The sequence below is a fragment of the Aliiglaciecola sp. genome, assembly GCF_039982535.1.
Classification (GTDB): domain Bacteria; phylum Pseudomonadota; class Gammaproteobacteria; order Enterobacterales; family Alteromonadaceae; genus Aliiglaciecola.
In genome coordinates, this window is record NZ_JBDWYG010000037.1 from 91,468 (window position 1) to 110,656 (window position 19,189).

At 40.8% G+C, this 19,189-nt stretch carries 16 protein-coding genes; 5 read left to right on the forward strand and 11 right to left on the reverse strand.

The genetic code is table 11. The annotated features are described in order from the left end of the window. Positions 1-96: 96 nt before the first annotated feature. The 3 genes from katG to ABJV04_RS09020 all read right to left on the reverse strand — a co-directional run bounded on the left by katG (position 97) and on the right by ABJV04_RS09020 (position 3,935). Entirely contained in the window at positions 97-2,256 is a 2,160-nt protein-coding gene (katG, locus tag ABJV04_RS09010; protein ID WP_348491191.1) for a catalase/peroxidase HPI, read from the reverse strand. Between the two features lie 539 nt (positions 2,257-2,795). Next, the gene (erpA, locus tag ABJV04_RS09015; protein WP_216049693.1) at positions 2,796-3,140 is read right to left on the reverse strand and encodes an iron-sulfur cluster insertion protein ErpA; all 345 of its coding nucleotides are present in this window, start codon (positions 3,138-3,140) and stop codon (positions 2,796-2,798) included. 78 nt (positions 3,141-3,218) lie between these two features. Further along, on the reverse strand, positions 3,219-3,935 hold the full coding sequence (locus ABJV04_RS09020; protein ID WP_348491192.1) for a DUF6776 family protein: 717 nt from the start codon (positions 3,933-3,935) through the stop codon (positions 3,219-3,221). Positions 3,936-4,068: 133 nt separating this feature from the next. On the opposite strand from ABJV04_RS09020, the gene ABJV04_RS09025 reads away from it, so the two are divergent. The 5 genes from ABJV04_RS09025 (at position 4,069) to folE (ending at position 9,458) form a co-directional block, all read left to right on the forward strand. Then, the gene (locus ABJV04_RS09025) at positions 4,069-5,745 is read left to right on the forward strand and encodes a chloride channel protein (protein WP_348491193.1); all 1,677 of its coding nucleotides are present in this window, start codon (positions 4,069-4,071) and stop codon (positions 5,743-5,745) included. A 20-nt stretch (positions 5,746-5,765) separates the two neighbouring features. Beyond that, positions 5,766-6,194 (forward strand): CopD family protein, encoded by a 429-nt coding sequence (locus tag ABJV04_RS09030; protein ID WP_348491194.1) that lies wholly within the window; start codon positions 5,766-5,768, stop codon positions 6,192-6,194. Between the two features lie 97 nt (positions 6,195-6,291). After that, on the forward strand, positions 6,292-6,474 hold the full coding sequence (locus ABJV04_RS09035; protein WP_348491195.1) for a hypothetical protein: 183 nt from the start codon (positions 6,292-6,294) through the stop codon (positions 6,472-6,474). Positions 6,475-6,690: 216 nt separating this feature from the next. Next, positions 6,691-8,724, forward strand: a complete 2,034-nt coding sequence (locus tag ABJV04_RS09040) for a prolyl oligopeptidase family serine peptidase (RefSeq protein ID WP_348491196.1) — start codon at positions 6,691-6,693, stop codon at positions 8,722-8,724. Positions 8,725-8,903: 179 nt separating this feature from the next. Next, positions 8,904-9,458 (forward strand): GTP cyclohydrolase I FolE, encoded by a 555-nt coding sequence (gene folE / locus ABJV04_RS09045; RefSeq protein WP_348491197.1) that lies wholly within the window; start codon positions 8,904-8,906, stop codon positions 9,456-9,458. A gap of 85 nt (positions 9,459-9,543) precedes the next feature. On the opposite strand, the gene glnG is transcribed toward folE, so the two are convergent. The 8 genes from glnG to ABJV04_RS09085 form a co-directional block, all read right to left on the reverse strand. Continuing rightward, positions 9,544-10,950, reverse strand: coding sequence for a nitrogen regulation protein NR(I) (gene glnG / locus ABJV04_RS09050; protein ID WP_348491198.1), 1,407 nt, complete (start codon positions 10,948-10,950; stop codon positions 9,544-9,546). After that, complete coding sequence (gene glnL / locus ABJV04_RS09055) at positions 10,950-12,017, reverse strand: nitrogen regulation protein NR(II) (protein ID WP_348491199.1); 1,068 nt, start codon at positions 12,015-12,017, stop codon at positions 10,950-10,952. Before glnL ends, glnG begins: the two co-directional genes overlap by 1 nt. A gap of 101 nt (positions 12,018-12,118) precedes the next feature. Continuing rightward, complete coding sequence (locus ABJV04_RS09060; RefSeq protein WP_348491200.1) at positions 12,119-12,634, reverse strand: DUF4124 domain-containing protein; 516 nt, start codon at positions 12,632-12,634, stop codon at positions 12,119-12,121. An 80-nt stretch (positions 12,635-12,714) separates the two neighbouring features. Next, on the reverse strand, positions 12,715-14,124 hold the full coding sequence (glnA, locus tag ABJV04_RS09065) for a glutamate--ammonia ligase (RefSeq protein ID WP_348491201.1): 1,410 nt from the start codon (positions 14,122-14,124) through the stop codon (positions 12,715-12,717). Between the two features lie 306 nt (positions 14,125-14,430). Further along, positions 14,431-15,594 carry an alginate export family protein gene (locus ABJV04_RS09070; protein WP_348491218.1) on the reverse strand — a complete coding sequence of 388 codons (1,164 nt, stop codon included), beginning with the start codon at positions 15,592-15,594 and terminating at the stop codon, positions 14,431-14,433. Between the two features lie 172 nt (positions 15,595-15,766). Continuing rightward, positions 15,767-16,621, reverse strand: coding sequence for an ABC transporter ATP-binding protein (locus ABJV04_RS09075; protein ID WP_348491202.1), 855 nt, complete (start codon positions 16,619-16,621; stop codon positions 15,767-15,769). A 12-nt stretch (positions 16,622-16,633) separates the two neighbouring features. Further along, the gene (locus ABJV04_RS09080) at positions 16,634-17,599 is read right to left on the reverse strand and encodes an ABC transporter permease (RefSeq protein ID WP_348491219.1); all 966 of its coding nucleotides are present in this window, start codon (positions 17,597-17,599) and stop codon (positions 16,634-16,636) included. Between the two features lie 53 nt (positions 17,600-17,652). Continuing rightward, entirely contained in the window at positions 17,653-18,996 is a 1,344-nt protein-coding gene (locus ABJV04_RS09085) for a CmpA/NrtA family ABC transporter substrate-binding protein (protein ID WP_348491220.1), read from the reverse strand. Positions 18,997-19,189: the final 193 nt, after the last annotated feature.

Below are 19,189 nucleotides of genomic sequence, written 5' to 3' on the forward strand. Positions count from 1 at the left end.
CTTCAAGTTTCGTTTAATCTAAGTGCTTTGCCAGCTTTGAGGAACAAAAAAAGCCCCGATGCAAAAGCATTGGGGCTTAACAATAAAAATTAAATACTAACTTAAAATATCAAAACGGTCGGCATTCATAACTTTCGTCCATGCGCTAATGAAATCTTTCACAAACTTCTCTTTGCTATCATCTTGCCCATAAACCTCTGCATAAGAACGTAAAATCGAATTTGAGCCAAAGACTAAATCAGCTCTTGTTGCTGTCCACTTCACAGCATTGGTTTGACGATCACAGATGTCATATGTATTTTTACCACTCGGCTTCCACGCATAATTCATGTCGGTCAAGTTAACAAAAAAGTCATTGCTTAGGGCACCTTCATTGTCAGTAAACACACCGTGCTTAGTGCCATTAAAGTTTGTACCCATTACTCGCATACCGCCAACTAACACTGTCATTTCAGGTGCAGTTAAACCTAGTAGTTGAGCACGATCGAGCAGTAACTCTTCAGGGGTAACTACATAATCTGCTTTTAAGAAATTACGAAAGCCATCATGTAACGGCTCTAGCACGTCAAAAGAGTCAACATCTGTCATTTCTAAGGTTGCATCACCACGGCCTGGCGAAAATGGTACCTCGACATCATAACCGGCGGCTTTAGCTGCCTGCTCAACGCCAATATTACCAGCAAGAACAATGACATCAGCAACGCTGGCACTTGTTTCAGCCGCGATACCTTCTAACACACTAAGTACACTTGCTAACCGTGTAGGCTCATTTCCTTGCCAATCTCTAAACGGAGAAAGTCGAATCCTAGCGCCATTAGCACCACCACGTTTATCTGAATCTCGGTAGGTTCTGGCACTATCCCAAGCAGTAGACACCATATCGCTAACACTTAAATCACTTTCAAGGATTTTTGCTTTTACCGTATCAACATCATAATCAGTTGAACCTGCAGGGGTAGGATCTTGCCAAAGTAAGTCTTCCTTGGGAACGTCCGGACCAATGTAACGCGTTTTAGGCCCTAAATCACGGTGGGTCAATTTAAACCAAGCACGGGCAAATACTTCTGAAAAGTAGGCTTGATCCTTACTGAATTTTTCTGAAATTTCACGATACGCAGGATCCATTTTCAACGCCATATCAGCATCTGTCATGATTGGATTTAAACGAGTGGTCAAGTCTTCAACATCAACTGGCTTATCTTCTTCTGCAATATCAATAGGCTCCCACTGCCAAGCACCTGCTGGGCTTTTTTTCAGCTCCCAATCGTGATTCAGTAACAACTTGAAAAAGCCATTATCCCATTTCGTTGGATGAGTAGTCCAAGCCCCTTCAATACCACTCGTTACTGTATTTCTACCAATGCCGCGCTTGGTATTATTCATCCAGCCAAAGCCTTGCTCTTCAAAACCAGCGCCTTCAGGATCCGCTTCTAAGATTGCAGCATCGCCATTGCCATGGGTTTTACCGACAGTATGCCCACCGGCAGTTAGGGCAACGGTTTCTTCATCGTTCATTGCCATGCGCTCAAAGGTAACGCGCATATCATGAGCTGTTTTCAATGGATCAGGATTACCATCAACTCCCTCAGGGTTAACATAAATTAATCCCATCATTACGGCAGCTAAAGGATTTTCTAGATCTCGTTCCCCCGAGTAACGAGAACCTTCACTTCCACTAGGCGCTAACCATTCTTTTTCAGCTCCCCAATAAATGTCTTTCTCTGGATGCCAAATATCTTCGCGGCCAAAACCGAAACCAAAGGTTTTTAATCCCATAGATTCATAAGCGATAGTACCTGCATAGGCAATTAGGTCAGCCCAGCTTAGTTTGTTGCCATATTTTTTCTTAATCGGCCACAGTAAGCGGCGAGCTTTATCTAAATTAGCATTGTCGGGCCATGAATTTAATGGTGCAAAACGCTGATTACCAGTAGCTGCGCCACCGCGACCATCGGCGATTCGATATGTTCCTGCCGCATGCCATGTCATTCTTATCATTAAACCACCATAGTGTCCCCAGTCTGCGGGCCACCATGCTTGACTGTCAGTCATTAATGCATGCATATCTTTTTTAAGGGCTTCAACATCGAGGGTTTTAACGGCTTCCCTATAATCAAACTCCTCCCCTAAAGGATTCGTTTTAGAGTCATGCTGATGTAAAATATCTAGGTTTAGGGCTTTAGGCCACCACTCCATCACTGACATATTGCTCTCTGTTGCCCCACCATGCATAACTGGACACTTGCTTTTTGACATATCTAACTCTCCGACTTCTAAAATGAATATCAAGTCACCTTTTGGCTCAAACAACAAAGATGCTTCGTAACCTAAATTTTAGCTCACACTAAGCTAAACAACTCAATAAAAAGTAAGTTATTGTTTTTAACACAAATTAATCAACATCGAATTGATATTTGTAAAACAGAACAGTGTATTTAGAACTAATTTTAGATAAAAAAATTTCATAGTTAGCTTAAACTTTTCACCTAACAATCTATTTTAAAAAGTTTTAATGAAATGAATAAGATGAGAGCCCGCGAAGAATAAGAAGACTAAGGTTTGCTCTGTGCTTTATAGAGTGGATATTGAGAAAGAATTGAAACGGAATTGACTGAAAAGGTTTATGGCCATCGGCAAAAATGAAAACCTAAAACCTGCAGCAGCCCAACATCCCCATATAAATATGCTTAATGACTCATTTCCTGCGACGCACTTAAGTTCTAGGTTAGATAGTTTCTTTGTGCACACAAAAAAGCCAGCTTAATGCTGGCTTGTTAATTTAATTTGCTTTGGGATTAAACGCTAAATGAAGAACCACAGCCGCAAGTCGTTGTTGCATTAGGGTTGTTCACTAAAAAGCGTGAACCTTCAAGGCCTTCAACGTAATCTACAGTTCCGCCTACCAAATACTGTAAACTCATGGGATCGACAACCAATGTGACTTCGTTTTTATCGATAGTCATATCGCCTTCATTTACTTTTTCATCAAATGTAAAACCGTATTGAAAGCCAGAGCAACCTCCTCCAGTTACATAGACTCGTAATTTAAGATTAGGATTCTCTTCCTCTTCTATTAATGTACGAACCTTTGCGGAAGCGGCTTCAGAAAATTCAATTGGCACCGCCATTTCTACCGACATATATTACCTCTACCTTTACTAACAGGGGAAATACCCTATCTATGGGTTAATTATCTAATACCTGACTAATCTAATCAACTATTCTGTGCTGCTTTGTGCTTTTTCAATGTTCCAGTCAAAGGTTTTTTCTAACTCGCCACGCTTTCGCTTAAATTGAAAAACCTGGGTTTTTACTAACACTTTCTCAGCTGAAAAATTCTTAGGTAGAATAAGCTCGCCTTGAATGGTTTGAAAATACTTAAAGCTATAGCTCAATTTAGAAGACTCTTTAGTGACCAGATCAGACAAATTATATTGCTTAGGTTCGCCGTCTTCACTACCAATAATTGTGACGTCAATGGAGCCTTTTACCACATTTTTAATTTTGTTTTGTTGCATCAACACCAATTCAAACCAGTAAGCTCGCTCACTTATTGATTTCTTAACCTCGAAAGCTTCAATCACAAAACCATCTTGTTCCAATTCTGGAGCCATGACTCTTTGATAAAATTTAATTTCCTCTTTTAGTTTTGCTTCTTTTGCCAACCCCTGCTCAAGGGTAAGTTGAGATTTTTTCACTGCAAGCCTTTGTACCTCTAACTCCACGCCAAGAATGTTTAACTGCTTATTTAAACGTTGATTATCCAGTGATAGGTTCTCAATTGTGTGTTCAAGGGTACTAATTTTTGCATTTTGACTCTCGAAGTGAGTATTGCCATAGGTAAATGCAAAATAAGCGGTACAAATAAATAAGATCAGCAAAACTGAATAAAATTTAAATGCGCTCCAAGTTTTACGAATTTCATCTGGTATCAAAAGGTAAATTTCCTAAAATAATTTTATCATTGTTTACAAGCACTTGTGGTAAGCTAATTTTGGCCTAAGGGTGCATCTTAAAATGAATACCGAACACCATTATTACCCATTGAAAGTATAAGCCCAACACATAATGACATTAAAATCTTTCAGACAGGAATTAGCGAATCCTCGCACATCAATTCAACTATGTATATTGGGCATAGTGGGCGGGATGAGTGCTGCGTCATTAATCATTTTATTTCGGCTTTGTGTTGAATGGTTACAGTTAAGTTTTTTAGACGAATTAAACCGTTTCTCTGATCTAAATCCTTACCTACGCTTTGCTTTACCCATTGGCGGTGCGCTGCTAATAATCTTATTTGCCTTTTTAACTGGCTTTAAACACTACCGAATGGGCATCCCCTTTGTAATCCATCGACTCAAGCAGCGCTACGGACATATCCCCTTTCGCACAACCATTAATCAATTTTTCGGCGGCATGATTGCTTTAGCCAGTGGGTTTGTTGTTGGTCGAGAAGGTCCTTCTGTGCACTTAGGCGCCGCTGGCAGTAGTTTTATCGGACACGGCTTGAAACTACCCTACAATAGTATTCGTATTTTATCCGGTTGCGGTATCGCTGCTGGAATTTCCGCATCTTTTAACACACCTTTTGCCGCCGTTATTTTTGTAATGGAGGTAGTATTAAGAGAATACCGTATCCATTTGTTTATACCGGTAATGTTAGCCGCAGCATGCGGTTCACTGATGACCCGGGTGGTATTTGGGCAAGTTCACGAGTTATCTTTTTTATCTTTTCAATATATTAACCACTGGCATTACCCCTATTTAATTATTCTGGGAATTTCTCTAGGCTGTCTGGCCACTGTATTCAATAACCAACTGATGAACGTAATTCGCCTGTTTAGACCTGTCAAAATGATATGGCGGATCTTGATAGCAGCGGTTATCACAGCAATATTTGGCTATTTTTTGCCTGAGTCCCTAAGCGCAAGTTTAGACACTACCCACTCCTTTGTAAGCGGTGAAACCACAAGCATGCTAGTGGCTATTTTAGTCGCCAAATTTATACTCGCATTGGTGGCCATTGGCCTAGGTGTCCCTGGCGGGCTGATTGGTCCAGTTTATGTGATTGGCATGCTTGCTGGTGCAGTATTTGCCATTCCATTGGGCTTCGTTTTATCAGAAAATATTGATTACAATAATAGCTTTGCGTTACTTGGTATCGCTGGCATGTTAACCGCTGTTCTGCACGCACCACTTGCAGCCTTATCTTCGATTATGGAATTGGCTTACAATGCAGATATCATATTACCCGCGATGTTGGTCATTGTGCCTGCTTATGTAACCTCTACGCAACTATTCGGAAACCGTTCAATATTTATCCGTCAGTTAGAATATCAAAAGTTACCATATAGTATTTCTCCCATCAGAGAAGCGTTACAGAAAACCGGTGTATTGGCAGTAATGGACACTGAATATAAATTATTTATCGATGCACCAGACAAGCACATAATGGAGTTCTTAGACACCTCTCCTAATCATCCAGTGGTGCTGCGATCTTCGTTCGAAATTGATGTGCAGTATTCATTGGTACAATACGAATTAAGTTTAAACCACAATAGTGCTCCATTAGCGTACTTCGATATGGAAGGCGTTCCAAGTCAATCGACGTTGGCCGAAGTTTACGAAATATTGCAAGTTAATCGAGATGGCGCAGTATATGTATACGAGACTACCCCCTCGAGTATTGTCGGAGTAATTACCTGGAACAGCCTGCGTACATATTTACATCAGGAAAAGTTCTAACAAGTTTAAGAAGGCATAAGATGTTATTTTTTTGGATAAAAGCGTTACACATTTTTTTTATGATTGCTTGGATGGCTGGGATTTTCTATTTACCTAGGTTATTCGTATATCATGCACAAACTAACAACCAAGACGTACGCGATCAATTTAAGATCATGGAACGAAGACTATGGTTTTTTGTTACCCCTTTTGCGGTGCTAACTCTGATTTTTGGCGTTATTTTAATTTATATGCATGGTAGAGCTTGGTTTGCGGCATCAATGTGGATACACGTTAAATTGACCTTAGTCATATTCATTTATGGATATCATGGGTATCTCTATTTACAGTTGAAAAAATTTGCCAAAGATATTATCCCTCACTCATCTCGTTTTTATCGGTTTTTAAATGAAGCTCCAGTGTTGGTGTTATTTGCCATAGTGGCTTTAGCGGTGCTAAAAGCATTCTAATATTGGGGAAATGTAAACTATCGATTATATTTGCTTTACGCTGTTTCATTAGCCAATATATAGACAGTTAGTAATAGAGGATTGGAATTAAGACAAAATGGATGTCAGCAATCGGCAACTCACTATGCTTTTAAATAAAACGGATTCTGCGTTTAAGTTACTTCGTGATAACCCTGATTCGGTTGAATATAACAATGCTTACGAAGAAGCTAAACAAGAACTTGACTACTACCTTCACAACATCCGCGATTCACTAAAGAAAAAATACAAAGACTTTTAACCTCCACACTGACTCAATTTCGCCACAAATTAGCGACTTAATCCCTGTCGTATAGGGTTTACGAATATATCCCTATAACAAAATACTATGTATTTTTAATTTACAAACTCCAGTTTCAACTTCTACAATGTTAACCAGATTAACAACCTGTTAACATAGTTAACGTTTTTAGCGCTTAGTTTTAAGCCTAAAACTTAAAGTAGTCATGGAGTGAATTTGAAACAGTTGGTTTTTTTGTTTGTTATTTTATCTTGCGCTTTCCCTGTAAGCGCAAAAAGCCCGTTGTCATTAGAAGACTTAAACCAGATACGTAAAGTGAAGACTGTGGCGTTTTCCCCCGATGGGCGTTTGACGGCGATCACTTTAAATTTGCCAGATGACAGCTATGATGGCATTGATTTAGTCAGTTTAAGAGAGCTTTATGTCGTTTCTAAAAGAGGAAGAATCTCACCTGTAATATCAGGTGGCAGACAATTAGGTCATGTAAAGTGGAATAAAGATAGTGACGCTTTATATTTCTTAGGAAAAATGCAAGACGATAAGACCGTATCCTTATACAGTATTGCAATAGGTGACGATGAGCCTGTAAAAGTTTATGCCGGTGAAACCGATATTAAAGGGTTTGATATAAACCAAAATAATGATGTGGCACTTGTCTGGGGGTACCCGTCTGAAGAGAAACAGCAAAAGCAGTTAAGCAAAGCAGGATTCAACGCAAACGTATTTGGTGAGTCTGCTAAAAACGCTTCTTTGTGGCGAGTGAGTTTACTCAATCAAAACAAAAATGCTCAGTTACTTTACAACCAAAGTCACGTTCTGAGTGCAAAATGGATCCCTCAAACTGAACAAATATTATTACATCACTCCCCTAGTCCGTTTGCTGATGACGTAGTGATGGAGAGTGCAATTTCAGTATTGAAACCAAGTGGTCAAATTCAGATTACCAATCACCATCGTGGTAAAGTGGGCGAAATTAGTGTCTCTCCAGATGGAAGCCACTATGCATTTATTGGCGCAGAAGATCAGTCTGACCCCGCAGAGGGTCGGCTTTGGTTAAGCCAAATATCATCTCCTAACCCTGTGAATATACTGCCTAACTTTGAAGGACACGTCACTGCAATTAATTGGTTTAATCCAACAACTATAGGTTTTATTGGGGCTCAAAATCTAAGCACTTTTATTGCCAACAAAGATATCGAAGATCTGAAGAAGGCATATAGAGTAAGAGTGAAACACGAAGGTAAAATCAGTGCCATAAGTGTTGATAGCAAAGGATACAATATTGCCTACTTAGCCGACTCTCCAGAGCACCCAAACGAGCTATTTATTAAGACCAAACATAGCAATAAAAGAATGACAAATTCGAATGTTTGGTTGAAAGATAGGGCGTTGCCAAAACAGACTGAAGTCTATTATACAGGTAGAGATGGCACCATTATCGATGGGATTTTAGTTGCTCCATTAGATGATTCTGGACCGACATCGTCGGCCATTATTTTTGTACATGGTGGTCCAGAGGCGCATTTTTCTTTGGGATGGAATAATAGTTACTCCTACCCTGTCGCTTATGCTGCAAGCAAAGGGTTTTATAGTTTTTTACCTAACTACAGAGGGTCAACGGGAAAAGGCGTTGCTTTTACTAAGTTGGGTCAAAGAGACTATGCTGGAGCTGAATTTGACGACCTATTAGATGCTCGCAACTTTTTAATCGAAGAGTACGATGTTGATCCTTTGCGCGTAGGCATAACAGGCACATCTTACGGTGGCTACGCTGCTGCTTGGGCAGCAACCAAGCAGCATGATTATTTTGCCGCTAGTGTTTCGGGAATGGGTGTATCCAATCAAATTTCAAAATTTGGTACTACGGACATTCCAACAGAAATGCTTAAACTACACGCGTTAGTTGCACCTTGGGAAGACTGGACATGGTATTTAGAGCGCAGTCCAATTTATCATACTAAAAATGCAACAACGCCTCTTTTGCTATTACACGGTAGTGAAGATACAAGAGTTTCACCGAGTCAATCAAAAGAACTTTATCGCTATTTTAAGTCGAATGCGAATGCCCCAGTAAGGCTTGTTTTGTACCCTAATGAAGCCCATGGGTTGGCGTTAGCACCTGCAAAATTAGACTACAGCATGCGATTGATGCGCTGGATGGAGCACTTTATTGTTCAACAAAATAAGTCAAAGCCAAACAAACAACTCCCCCATTATGACTTGCCTGAAACTGAGTTAAGTAGCGAATAACCTAAATACAAATCCTTTTCTAAGGTCGCATTGTAATTACCCTACTTGGGTTCAGCTGGGTGAAAGTTACTTAATGTATTTGGTTTTTCTAGCATCCACATAATGTTATGATGCTGGGCTACCTAACGAAATTCGGCATTCTGAACAAGTCAGAATAATGCAAACGAGACCACGAATAGATGTCACAAGAACTACAAGATCATTATGCAAGCATTCTCCAACTTTTAGGAGAAGACACCGCCAGAGAAGGTTTGATTGATACTCCCAAAAGAGCGGCGAAAGCTATGCAGTTCTTAACCGATGGCTATGAAAAAGACATTCATGGCGTGGTAAACGGAGCCATTTTCGAAGCCGATACAGACGAAATGGTCATCATCCAAGACATCGAATACTATTCATTATGCGAACACCACGTGCTACCGTTTATCGGCCGCTGTCACATTGCTTATTTACCGGATGGTAAAGTACTTGGGTTATCGAAGTTTGCACGAATTGTAGATATGTTTGCTCGTAGGTTACAGATACAAGAAGGATTGACCAAACAAATTGCTGATGCAGTTTTGGAAGTTACCGGTGCGAAAGGTGTGGGTGTTGTCATGGAAGGTAAGCACATGTGTATGATGATGCGTGGCGTGCAAAAGCAAAACTCATCAATGATTACCTCAGTCATGCTAGGCTCATTTAGAACCTCCCAAGCCACTCGAAACGAGTTTTTGCGCTTAATCGGTAAATAAGGTTAGGTTATCTGGTTTAGTTTGCTCGATTAAAAAGGCGCTTTTTGAAAGCGCCTTTTTTAGTTTTTGTTGAAAACCCTCGAAGTTAAAGGTCTAGTTCTTTTAACTTACGCGTCAAGGTATTCCTGCCCCAACCTAGCTTTTTAGCGGCATCTTGTTTATGCCCATTGGTATATTGCAGTGCTCTTTCTAGCATAATTTTTTCAAATTCATGGGTGGCTTCATCTAAGATATTTTGACGACCCGAATGCAGTTGTTTATCAGCCCAACTAGCAAGTAGTGTTTTCCAATCACCTTCTTGATTGGCTGATTGGGTGTTTGCAGGCTGGGTGTTAATTTCCGGTGGTAAATCATTAATTAAGATTTCTTGTCCACTGGCCATTACGGTTAACCAGCGGCACATATTCTCCAATTGTCTTACGTTACCAGGCCAGGATAACTGCGAAAGTACATTAGCCGCTTCTTTACTCAAAGACTTGGCATCAACTTCTAATTCTTTCGCCGCACTACTAAGAAAATGCCTAGCCAACAGAGGAATATCTTCACGACGTTGCGCTAAGGTAGGAATGTGAATTTTAATCACATTCAAACGGTGATAGAGATCTTCTCGAAATTTTCCATCAACAACTCGTTGTTCTAAGTTTTGATGGGTTGCGGCAATAATTCTAACATTAACACTTACCGGATTGTGACCACCAACTCGGTAAAACTGTCCATCGGCTAACACGCGCAATAGTCGCGTTTGCACATCCAGAGGCATATCACCTATTTCATCTAAAAATAGTGTGCCACCATCTGCTTGTTCAAACCTACCTTGCCGAGCAGATTGCGCACCGGTAAAAGCCCCCTTTTCATGGCCAAACAATTCAGACTCGATAAGATCAGCGGGAATGGCCGCCATATTCAGGGCGATAAAGGTATTCGCTTTACGTGGACTATGACGGTGCAATGCTTGAGCGACTAGTTCTTTACCAGTACCGGATTGACCGTTGATTAACACACTAATACTAGAGCGTGATAAGCGACCAATGGCACGAAAGACTTCTTGCATTGCCGGTGCTTCGCCAATGATTTCGGTATCTTTTGCCTCAGGTTCTGCCTGCCTTTGTGAATTTTGTTCCCTTGAGTGCGCTAAAGCGCGCTGTACTAAGTTCACCGCCTCATCAATATCGAAAGGTTTAGGTAAATACTCAAAAGCGCCACTTTGATAGGCATTTACCGCACTATCTAAATCGGAGTGAGCGGTCATGATAATCACTGGAATATCAGGAAAATGGCGATGCACTTCTTGCAGCAAAGTCATTCCATCCATTTGCGGCATTTTAATATCAGAAACGATGACTTCTGGTTGTTGACCAGAATGTAATTGCAAAAGTAAATCTTCTGGATTCTCGAAACTAAAACAAGGAATCTGCGCCGATTGCAACGCTTTTTGTAATACCCAACGAATCGAGCTATCGTCATCTACGACCCATACTGGTTCAGCGTTCATTAAATTACGTCCTTTTTATCTATCGGTAAATAAATTTTAAATGCGGTATGACCGGGCCAGCTTTCGACATCAATTTTGCCTTTATGGTGGTCCACCAAAGATTGTGCAATGGATAGTCCTAAGCCTGTGCCATTTGATTTCCCAGTTACCATTGGGTAAAACAGGGTGTCTTTAAGCTCTACTGGGATACCAGGTCCATTGTCGATAATTTTAATTTGTGCAACTAACGGGTACTTTACGCCATGTATTGTAAATCGACGTTTGATTCGGCTTCGAATAATAATCTCGGGCTTTTCAGCACTTCCTTCCAAAGCTTGAATACTATTGGTAACAATATTTAAAACCGCTTGTTGCAACATATCTTGGTCTAAGTACAGATCGGGAATACTAGGGTCGTAATCTCGTTCTATGTGAATATTATGGGTTGCATCCAGTTTTACTAAGGTGCGAATTTTCTCTAAAACTTTATGTATGTTGACCCAATCAAAATTCGGTAAAGAATTCGGCCCCAATAACCTATCGACTAAATTTCGCAATCTATCCGATTGGCCAATAATAACTTGGGTAAACTCTTTTAGATCTGGACTTTGTAACTCTTTTTCGAGTAATTGCGCTGCTCCTCTCACTCCACCGAGTGGATTTTTAATTTCATGAGCTAAGCCTCTAATTAACTCTCTAGCAGCTTGGAGTTGAGCCCACTGCTGACTTTCTTGACTAATTCGTTTTTGCTGATCTATTACTTTAATCTCAAGCAATAGAGCGGGATTTTGTTCAAATTCAAATGATGTAACTGTCACATCAGTTAATACGTGTCGACCATCGGCAAAAGCAAATAAAACTTCGCCATCAGAAAACCCTTGGTCTCGTTCAATTGCATCTTCCAAGCGTGCAAAAGTTAAGCTGGAATGAGAAACAAATTGAGTCAAAGGAAAACCAAGTAATTGATTTTCTCCAAATTCGAGTATCGACTGCGCAGCCAGATTGACGTAACGGATAGATAGGTTTTTATCCAATACGAGTACGGCCGTAGCTAAGCTTTCCAAAAGGTGTTTATATTGTTCACTCAAAGAAATTTCACCCAATCACATTATTGCACCATATAAGTGCACAACATTCACCCGTTAAAGTCAATGTCAATTAAGAAGCATGCTACAGGCTTCTAAAACGTTTAATTTGGATTGATTAACGTCGAAGCCTGGTGCATGTAAAACACTCTAGGTTTAGACAATGCAAGGATCTTGCCTGTATGGTGAATAAATTTTACTTGAATTGAATGTTCTCCTCGCACCACATTTTGTAGTTGAAAAGAAGGGGCTGGACTGGTTTGCACTAGCTCACCATCTAAGTAGATTTCGAATTTGCCATTACCTACTGGCTCGAGTTGTGCGCTAACCGATATTTTACCTGCATTATTACGAACAGTAGCTTTATCAGCTGGAGATAAAATTTTAAGCTGATACTCAGGAAACTCTATCTTAGTTCTTTTAGTCTGTTTCCTTGCTCCCCCATTTGTTAACGAAGGCATGACTGTACTGTTGCTATTCTGTAAGTCCAGTGGCTGTGCACCACTTTGCGGCGTATCCGTATAGGTTATTGAACCGTCAGAGTTTACTATTTTGTATAGCGTCTCCCCCGTCGCAGCGACGGTAAATAACAACAGCGGAATCACAATAGTCTTTTTCATACCTTAGAGTGTAGCCTTTTCCAGAACAAAAAAAAGCCCGCAATAATGCGGGCTCGTATAAAAAACAATAACTATAGCAATTAGCAGCTGTAGTACATGCCAAATTCTACTGGGTGAGTAGAAGAGTTAAGTAACTCAACTTCTGCAGATTTAAGCTCAATATAAGCATCAATCATGTCATCAGTCATAACGCCACCAGCAGTTAAGAATTCACGATCACTATCCAAAGCTTCTAGCGCTTGTTCTAATGAACTTGCAACAGTTGGGATTTCAGCCGCTTCTTCTGCAGGTAGGTCATATAGATCTTTATCCATAGAATCGCCAGGGTGGATCTTGTTTTTGATTCCGTCAAGACCAGCCATTAACATTGCAGTGAATGACAAGTATGGGTTACCTGTAGGATCAGGGAAACGTACTTCGATACGACGAGCTCGTTCACTGTTCACGTGAGGAATACGGATAGATGCAGAACGGTTACAAGCAGAATATGCTAGCATTACCGGTGCTTCGAACCCTGGAACCAAACGCTTGTAAGAGTTAGTAGAAGCATTAGTGAATGCGTTAATAGCACGAGCATGCTTAATAATACCACCAATGTAGAACAAGGCGTCTTCAGACATACCAGCATATTTGTCACCAGCAAATACGTTTTTACCGCCTTTGCTAATTGATTGGTGAACATGCATACCTGAACCATTATCGCCTACTAGAGGCTTAGGCATAAAGGTCGCTGTTTGGCCATATGCATGAGCTACGTTGTGTACTACATACTTATAGATTTGAACTTCATCAGCTTTTTTAACTAGAGTGTTAAACAAACAAGCGATTTCGTTTTGACCTGCTGTTGCCACTTCGTGGTGATGAGCTTCAACAGTTAGTCCCATTTCTTCCATAACAAGACACATAGCAGCACGAGTATCATTTGATGAATCAACTGGAGGTACTGGGAAGTATCCGCCTTTGATACCTGGACGGTGACCCATGTTGCCGCCTTCAAACTCAGCGCCTGAGTTCCAAGAAGCTTCTTCAGCATCAATTTTGAAGAAAGAACCTGACATAGTAGTGCTATATTTCACGTCGTCAAACAAGAAAAACTCTGGCTCTGGACCGATATAAACTTCGTCACCAATTCCAGTAGATTTTAAATATTCTTCAGCGCGACGAGCCACAGAGCGTGGGTCACGGTCGTAACCTTGCATAGTAGAAGGCTCAAGTATGTCACAACGAACGTTAATTTGTGTTTCTTCTGCAAAAGGGTCTAGAACGACTGTTTCTGGATCAGGCATAAGTACCATGTCAGATTCATTAATGCCTTTCCATCCAGAGATAGAAGAACCATCAAACATTTTACCTTCTTCAAAGAAGTCTTCAGTTACTTGATGAGATGGGATTGAAACATGCTGTTCTTTACCTTTGGTATCGGTAAAACGTAAATCAACAAATTTCGCTTCGGTTTCTTTGATAAGGTCTAAAGCCTTTTCTACTGACATTGTGTCCTCCTGAATATAATCAAAGATTATGGTATTTTTCAAACTTGCAATACTAGTTGCTTATCTAAGCGATTTTCATGCCATATGCATGATGCCCCTAAAGTGCCTGTTCTTTCGTTGAAAAGGTGAATTAACAACTCATTCTCGGCGATTTAATGCACCAAATGCGATCAACATGAACCAATTTGGTGCGCCAGTAATTTATAATAGCAACTAGTATAGCCAGATTAACCTAATAACAATTAGATAGAAGCATTATTTTGATATTGGCTATTACTAACTTTTTCACAAAAGAGTGCATTCTAATTAAAACTTCGCACCAAGCCACAACCAAAGTTTGTCTGTATCTGCGCGACCGCTTTCTCCAGAGTAACTTGCGTACTTAATTCCCATGGAATAATTAGCCGACACTTTGTAGGTATACTGTAGGTCAATTTCGTTACCAAGATCGTCGACAGACTCTGTAGCTTCGTCTGCTTCAAAATCATGATAGGTTGCCATCAAGCTTCCACCAGCCACTTTGCCAGATAGAGATACCGATAAATCAACTAATCCTTGAGCAGGCGTGCCTAGAAAGACATCAGCCCAACCATTAAATTTATGCAAGGTTGCCAAAGGAGTAGAAAATCCGTAGTTACCCTCATCAGACCCTAATAGTTCGTAACCAACTTTTGCTGTAACACCTGAAAAGACAGCGCCGGCTTCTAACATCAAATAGTCGGCATCAAAGCTAGTAGTGGCTGAATCACTACTTTGAGTTGCATATTCAGCAGTGTAAATAAGTTTGGTATCACCTACTAAGCTATTACCTGAAAAGCGTATACCAAAGGTATCTAATGAATTTTCCACATTGTTATCAACTTCAAGTAGATACCCATATGCCGTTACTTTTCCAATAGATGACTGATAAGAGGCATTAAGTAGATGGTCTTTAGCATCTAAATCGGCGGCTTCAGCAAAAATTCGGTTGCGCTGAGTTAAATAAGCGTATTTTAATGAGACCCCTTTAGTTGGGTTGTAATCGAAACTTAAACCATCGAATGTTTGACGGTCTTGACGCCAGCCCACATGCCCTACAAAACGATGATTGTCCATGGTAATAACCTGACGCCCAACCTTAGCGGTAAATTCGTCTGTAGAATATTGGACATAACCTTGATCAAGTTCGGTATGCTCAGGATCAGCAATCACGGAATAAATCCCCGAGTTATAACCTGTTGGTCCGACCGTATAATCGCCCTGCCCTAATACTATACGAGTATCTTCCACTTCAATCATGGCTGAAAAATTCTTATAACTAGCTGATTTATAGCTCAACAAAGTGCGCAAGGTAAGGGCACTGGCATCTTCCACCCCATTGTCTTGCTCAACCGATTCATAACGCAATAGAAAATTAGCGTTCGCTGTGCCATTTGCCATAGCTTCAGTCACGGTTTCTGCGGCATTTACAGACAGGCTAGATACACTCATTAACGCTAGAGTAATTGCAACATTAAGTGGTTTTTTTGCTATAGATTTCATCGTCGTTTCTCTTATTTTAGACATGACTTTGCCGAGACCTTGGCTGGCTAATAAGCTCATTAGCACAAACCTAGGTCGTGGTTTACATGGTATTTAAAGGTTGATGTGTTTAAATTTTGTCTTAACCTGTTTTTAAGCTTCCAGCGAGTCCGTTGGCCCCTTTACTTTTACGATGGGCTTCCACAGACTCGACCTTTCTTTGTTTTTCGTATAAAAACTTGAGAACTTCATGTCGATAATGGTTGTACTGAGGGTTATCAGCTAACTCAATTCGATTTCGTGGTCGCTCTAAATCTACAGATAAAATTTCGCCGATAGTTGCCGCTGGGCCATTAGTCATCATCACGATGCGATCTGAAAGAAGCACCGCCTCATCCACATCATGGGTGATCATAATTACGGTATTGCCCAACTGACTGTGAATTTCCATCACTGAGTCTTGCAAATGTGCGCGGGTTAGCGCATCTAGAGCACCAAAAGGTTCATCCATTAATAAAACTTTAGGTTCCATTGCTAATGCTCGGGCTATTCCCACACGCTGCTTCATACCACCAGATATTTCCGACGGTAGTTTGTCTGCAGCATGACTCATATGAACGAGTTCAAGGTTGTGCTCGACCCATTCTTTAATTTCCTTTTTAGAGCGTCCGGTCTGGGTTTGCTTTACGGCTAACTCAACATTTTTATAAGCTGACAACCATGGAAGTAACGAGTGATTTTGAAATACCACTGCTCTTTCAGGACCGGGTTCATTCACTTCCTGTCCTTCAAGTATCACTCCGCCAGTGGTGGCCTGATACAATCCAGCGATTAGGTTTAATACCGTGGATTTACCACATCCGGAGTGACCAATTAAAGATATAAATTCGCCTTTTTGAATTTTTAAGTTCACATCTGTCAATGCAGTAAAAGGCCCTTTAGGCGTGGGAAAATCTATTGCTACTTGGGTTAGTTCAAGTTGATGTTTAAATGTCATGTTCATTTCCTCTTAGCGTAAAGTCGCTGATTTATCCCAACTTACCCATTTCTGAAGTTGCAACATCAATCGATCAAGTATGAAACCTATGATGCCAATAGTGAGCACGGCAACCATGATACGAGCTAGAGATTCAGAGCTTCCATTCTGAAACTCATCCCAAACAAACTTTCCAAGCCCGGGGTTTTGCGCCAACATTTCAGCCGCAATCAACACCATCCAGCCAATGCCTAATGAAAGACGTAAGCCGGTAAAAATAGCGGGAATTGAGGATGGCATGACAATTTTTATCACGTGCTGCAAAGGGTTTAAGCGCAGTACCTTACTCACGTTAATAAGGTCTTTATCGATACTCGACACACCTACAGCGGTGTTAATTAGCGTTGGCCATAGACAACAAAGAGCCACCGTTGCCGCTGAGGTAATAAAAGACTTCGCGAACATTGGGTCTTCGGAAACATACACCGCACTTACAACCATGGTGACTAGAGGCAACCATGCAAGAGGCGAAATGGGCTTAAACAATTGAATTAATGGATTGATTGCAGCATAGGAAGATCTGCTTAATCCACATAATATACCTAAGGGAACCGCAATCAGTGATGCCATTAAAAAACCGATCATAACGGTATAAAGACTTGTCCAAATCTGTTGAAAGAAAGTGGGTGCGCCGGTGAAAGCGCGAATCTTAGGTTGATAGTTGGGATCTTTGGCCACCCTTTCAGCATTACGTTTATGCTGGCGTTCGTAAAAAGCTTCGGCTTTATTTTGCTGCGCATAATGTTCATCTACTAACACTTTTGCCTGTTGCCAGACAGCGGTGGTACCTGGGAACTGCCCCAATGACGTATCAATATTTTTAGCTAGTACATTCCATAGGCCAATAAACACAACTAGCCCAATTACCGGCAACATAATTGTTTTCAGCCATCCAGTTAGCTTCGCGAAATCAATCCTCGATTCCTTCTCAGTGATCATGGGAATAGCGGCTTGTTTAGACATTTTCGTTCTCCGTCCGGTTAACCTAAGCCTTACAGCTTAGTGTTACCTTTAATCCCAATAGTGAATTTTTCCAAATAAGCATTTGGCTGAGTACCGTCATAAACAATGTTATCTATAAAGTGTTTCTGAGGGGATTTGTAGCCAGTTTCAGTGGCAAACTCAGGAAAATCTTTTGCGTCAGCCTTGCCTTCTGCAATAAGTGCTTTAGCAGCCTGTGCATAGATGTCTGGACGATAAACTTGCTTGGCAATATCTTTATACCAAGAGTCAGGTTTTTGTTCGCTAATTTGCCCCCAACGACGCATTTGCGTTAAGTACCAAATGGCATCACTGTAGAATGGATAAGTGGCGTTGTAACGGAAGAATACGTTGAAATCGGGAACCTCACGCTTGTCACCTTTTTCATATTCAAAGGTTCCAACCATACTGTTTGCAATGACTTCTGCATCAGCTCCAACATAATCACTTTTAGCTAAAATTTTCACAGCTTCTGGACGGTTTGCATTATTGTTTTCATCTAACCAAATAGCAGCTCGAATCATCGCCTTGACAACACGAATATGGGTATTTGGATTCTCTTCAGCCCATTTTTTGCTGACACCAAATACTTTCTCTGGATTATCTTTCCAAATCTCATAATCGGTGACGACCGGCACCCCAATACCTTTAAATACGGCTTGCTGATTCCAAGGTTCACCAACGCAGTAACCTTCAATTGTGCCGGCTTCCATAGTGGCAGGCATTTGTGGAGGCGGAGTAACTGATAACAAGGCATCGGCATTAATCTGTCCACTAGTATCACCTTGATGGGGCGCATAATACCCCGGATGAATATTACCTGCGGCTAACCAATATCGAAGTTCATAGTTGTGGGTTGAGACCGGAAATACCATTCCCATTTTGAACGGTTTACCGGCATCTTTGAAACTATCAATGACAGGTTTTAAGGCGTCGGCTTTTATAGGATGTACAGGTTTCCCATTTTCGTGGGGAATATGGGCTTTCATTTGACGCCAAATATCGTTAGAAACGGTAATTGCATTACCATTCAAATCCATACTGAAAGCGGTAATGATATCGGCTTGAGTGCCATACCCTATAGTTGCACCTAAGGGCTGACCGGCAAGCATATGAGCACCGTCTAATTGACCATCAATGACTCTATCAAGTAAAACTTTCCAGTTCGCCTGCGCTTCTAAAGTGACATATAGCCCCTCATCTTCAAAAAATTGCTTTTCGTAAGCAATGGCAAGAGGAGCCATATCGGTTAATTTAATAAATCCAAATTTCAGTTCTTCTTTTTCTGGATAACCCACCTCTTGAGCATGCAAACCAACGCTACCAATCACTGCGGCTATTGGGGCTAAAATCATTGTTTTACGAATCGACGATAGCAACGTAATAACAGTATCCGACCATTTTGTTCGAGACATAATCCACTCCGAATTTTTTCCAAAAAAAAACCCACGTCAACTCCAAAAACTTGAAGTTCACGTGGGCTACTTTGCCGTATCAAATAACTGCGACTGTGCAGACAAATGATATTATGTTAGATGGACAACGCTT

Coding starts and splice junctions, on each gene's coding strand:
- katG (WP_348491191.1), bottom strand. CDS start 2,256: ATGTCAAAAAGCAAGTGTCCAGTTATGCATGGTGGGGCAACAGAGAGC.
- erpA (WP_216049693.1), bottom strand. CDS start 3,140: ATGTCGGTAGAAATGGCGGTGCCAATTGAATTTTCTGAAGCCGCTTCC.
- ABJV04_RS09025 (WP_348491193.1), top strand. CDS start 4,069: ATGACATTAAAATCTTTCAGACAGGAATTAGCGAATCCTCGCACATCA.
- ABJV04_RS09030 (WP_348491194.1), top strand. CDS start 5,766: ATGTTATTTTTTTGGATAAAAGCGTTACACATTTTTTTTATGATTGCT.
- ABJV04_RS09035 (WP_348491195.1), top strand. CDS start 6,292: ATGGATGTCAGCAATCGGCAACTCACTATGCTTTTAAATAAAACGGAT.
- folE (WP_348491197.1), top strand. CDS start 8,904: ATGTCACAAGAACTACAAGATCATTATGCAAGCATTCTCCAACTTTTA.
- glnG (WP_348491198.1), bottom strand. CDS start 10,950: ATGAACGCTGAACCAGTATGGGTCGTAGATGACGATAGCTCGATTCGT.
- ABJV04_RS09060 (WP_348491200.1), bottom strand. CDS start 12,634: ATGAAAAAGACTATTGTGATTCCGCTGTTGTTATTTACCGTCGCTGCG.
- glnA (WP_348491201.1), bottom strand. CDS start 14,124: ATGTCAGTAGAAAAGGCTTTAGACCTTATCAAAGAAACCGAAGCGAAA.
- ABJV04_RS09070 (WP_348491218.1), bottom strand. CDS start 15,594: ATGAGTGTATCTAGCCTGTCTGTAAATGCCGCAGAAACCGTGACTGAA.
- ABJV04_RS09075 (WP_348491202.1), bottom strand. CDS start 16,621: ATGACATTTAAACATCAACTTGAACTAACCCAAGTAGCAATAGATTTT.
- ABJV04_RS09080 (WP_348491219.1), bottom strand. CDS start 17,599: ATGATCACTGAGAAGGAATCGAGGATTGATTTCGCGAAGCTAACTGGA.
- ABJV04_RS09085 (WP_348491220.1), bottom strand. CDS start 18,996: ATGATTTTAGCCCCAATAGCCGCAGTGATTGGTAGCGTTGGTTTGCAT.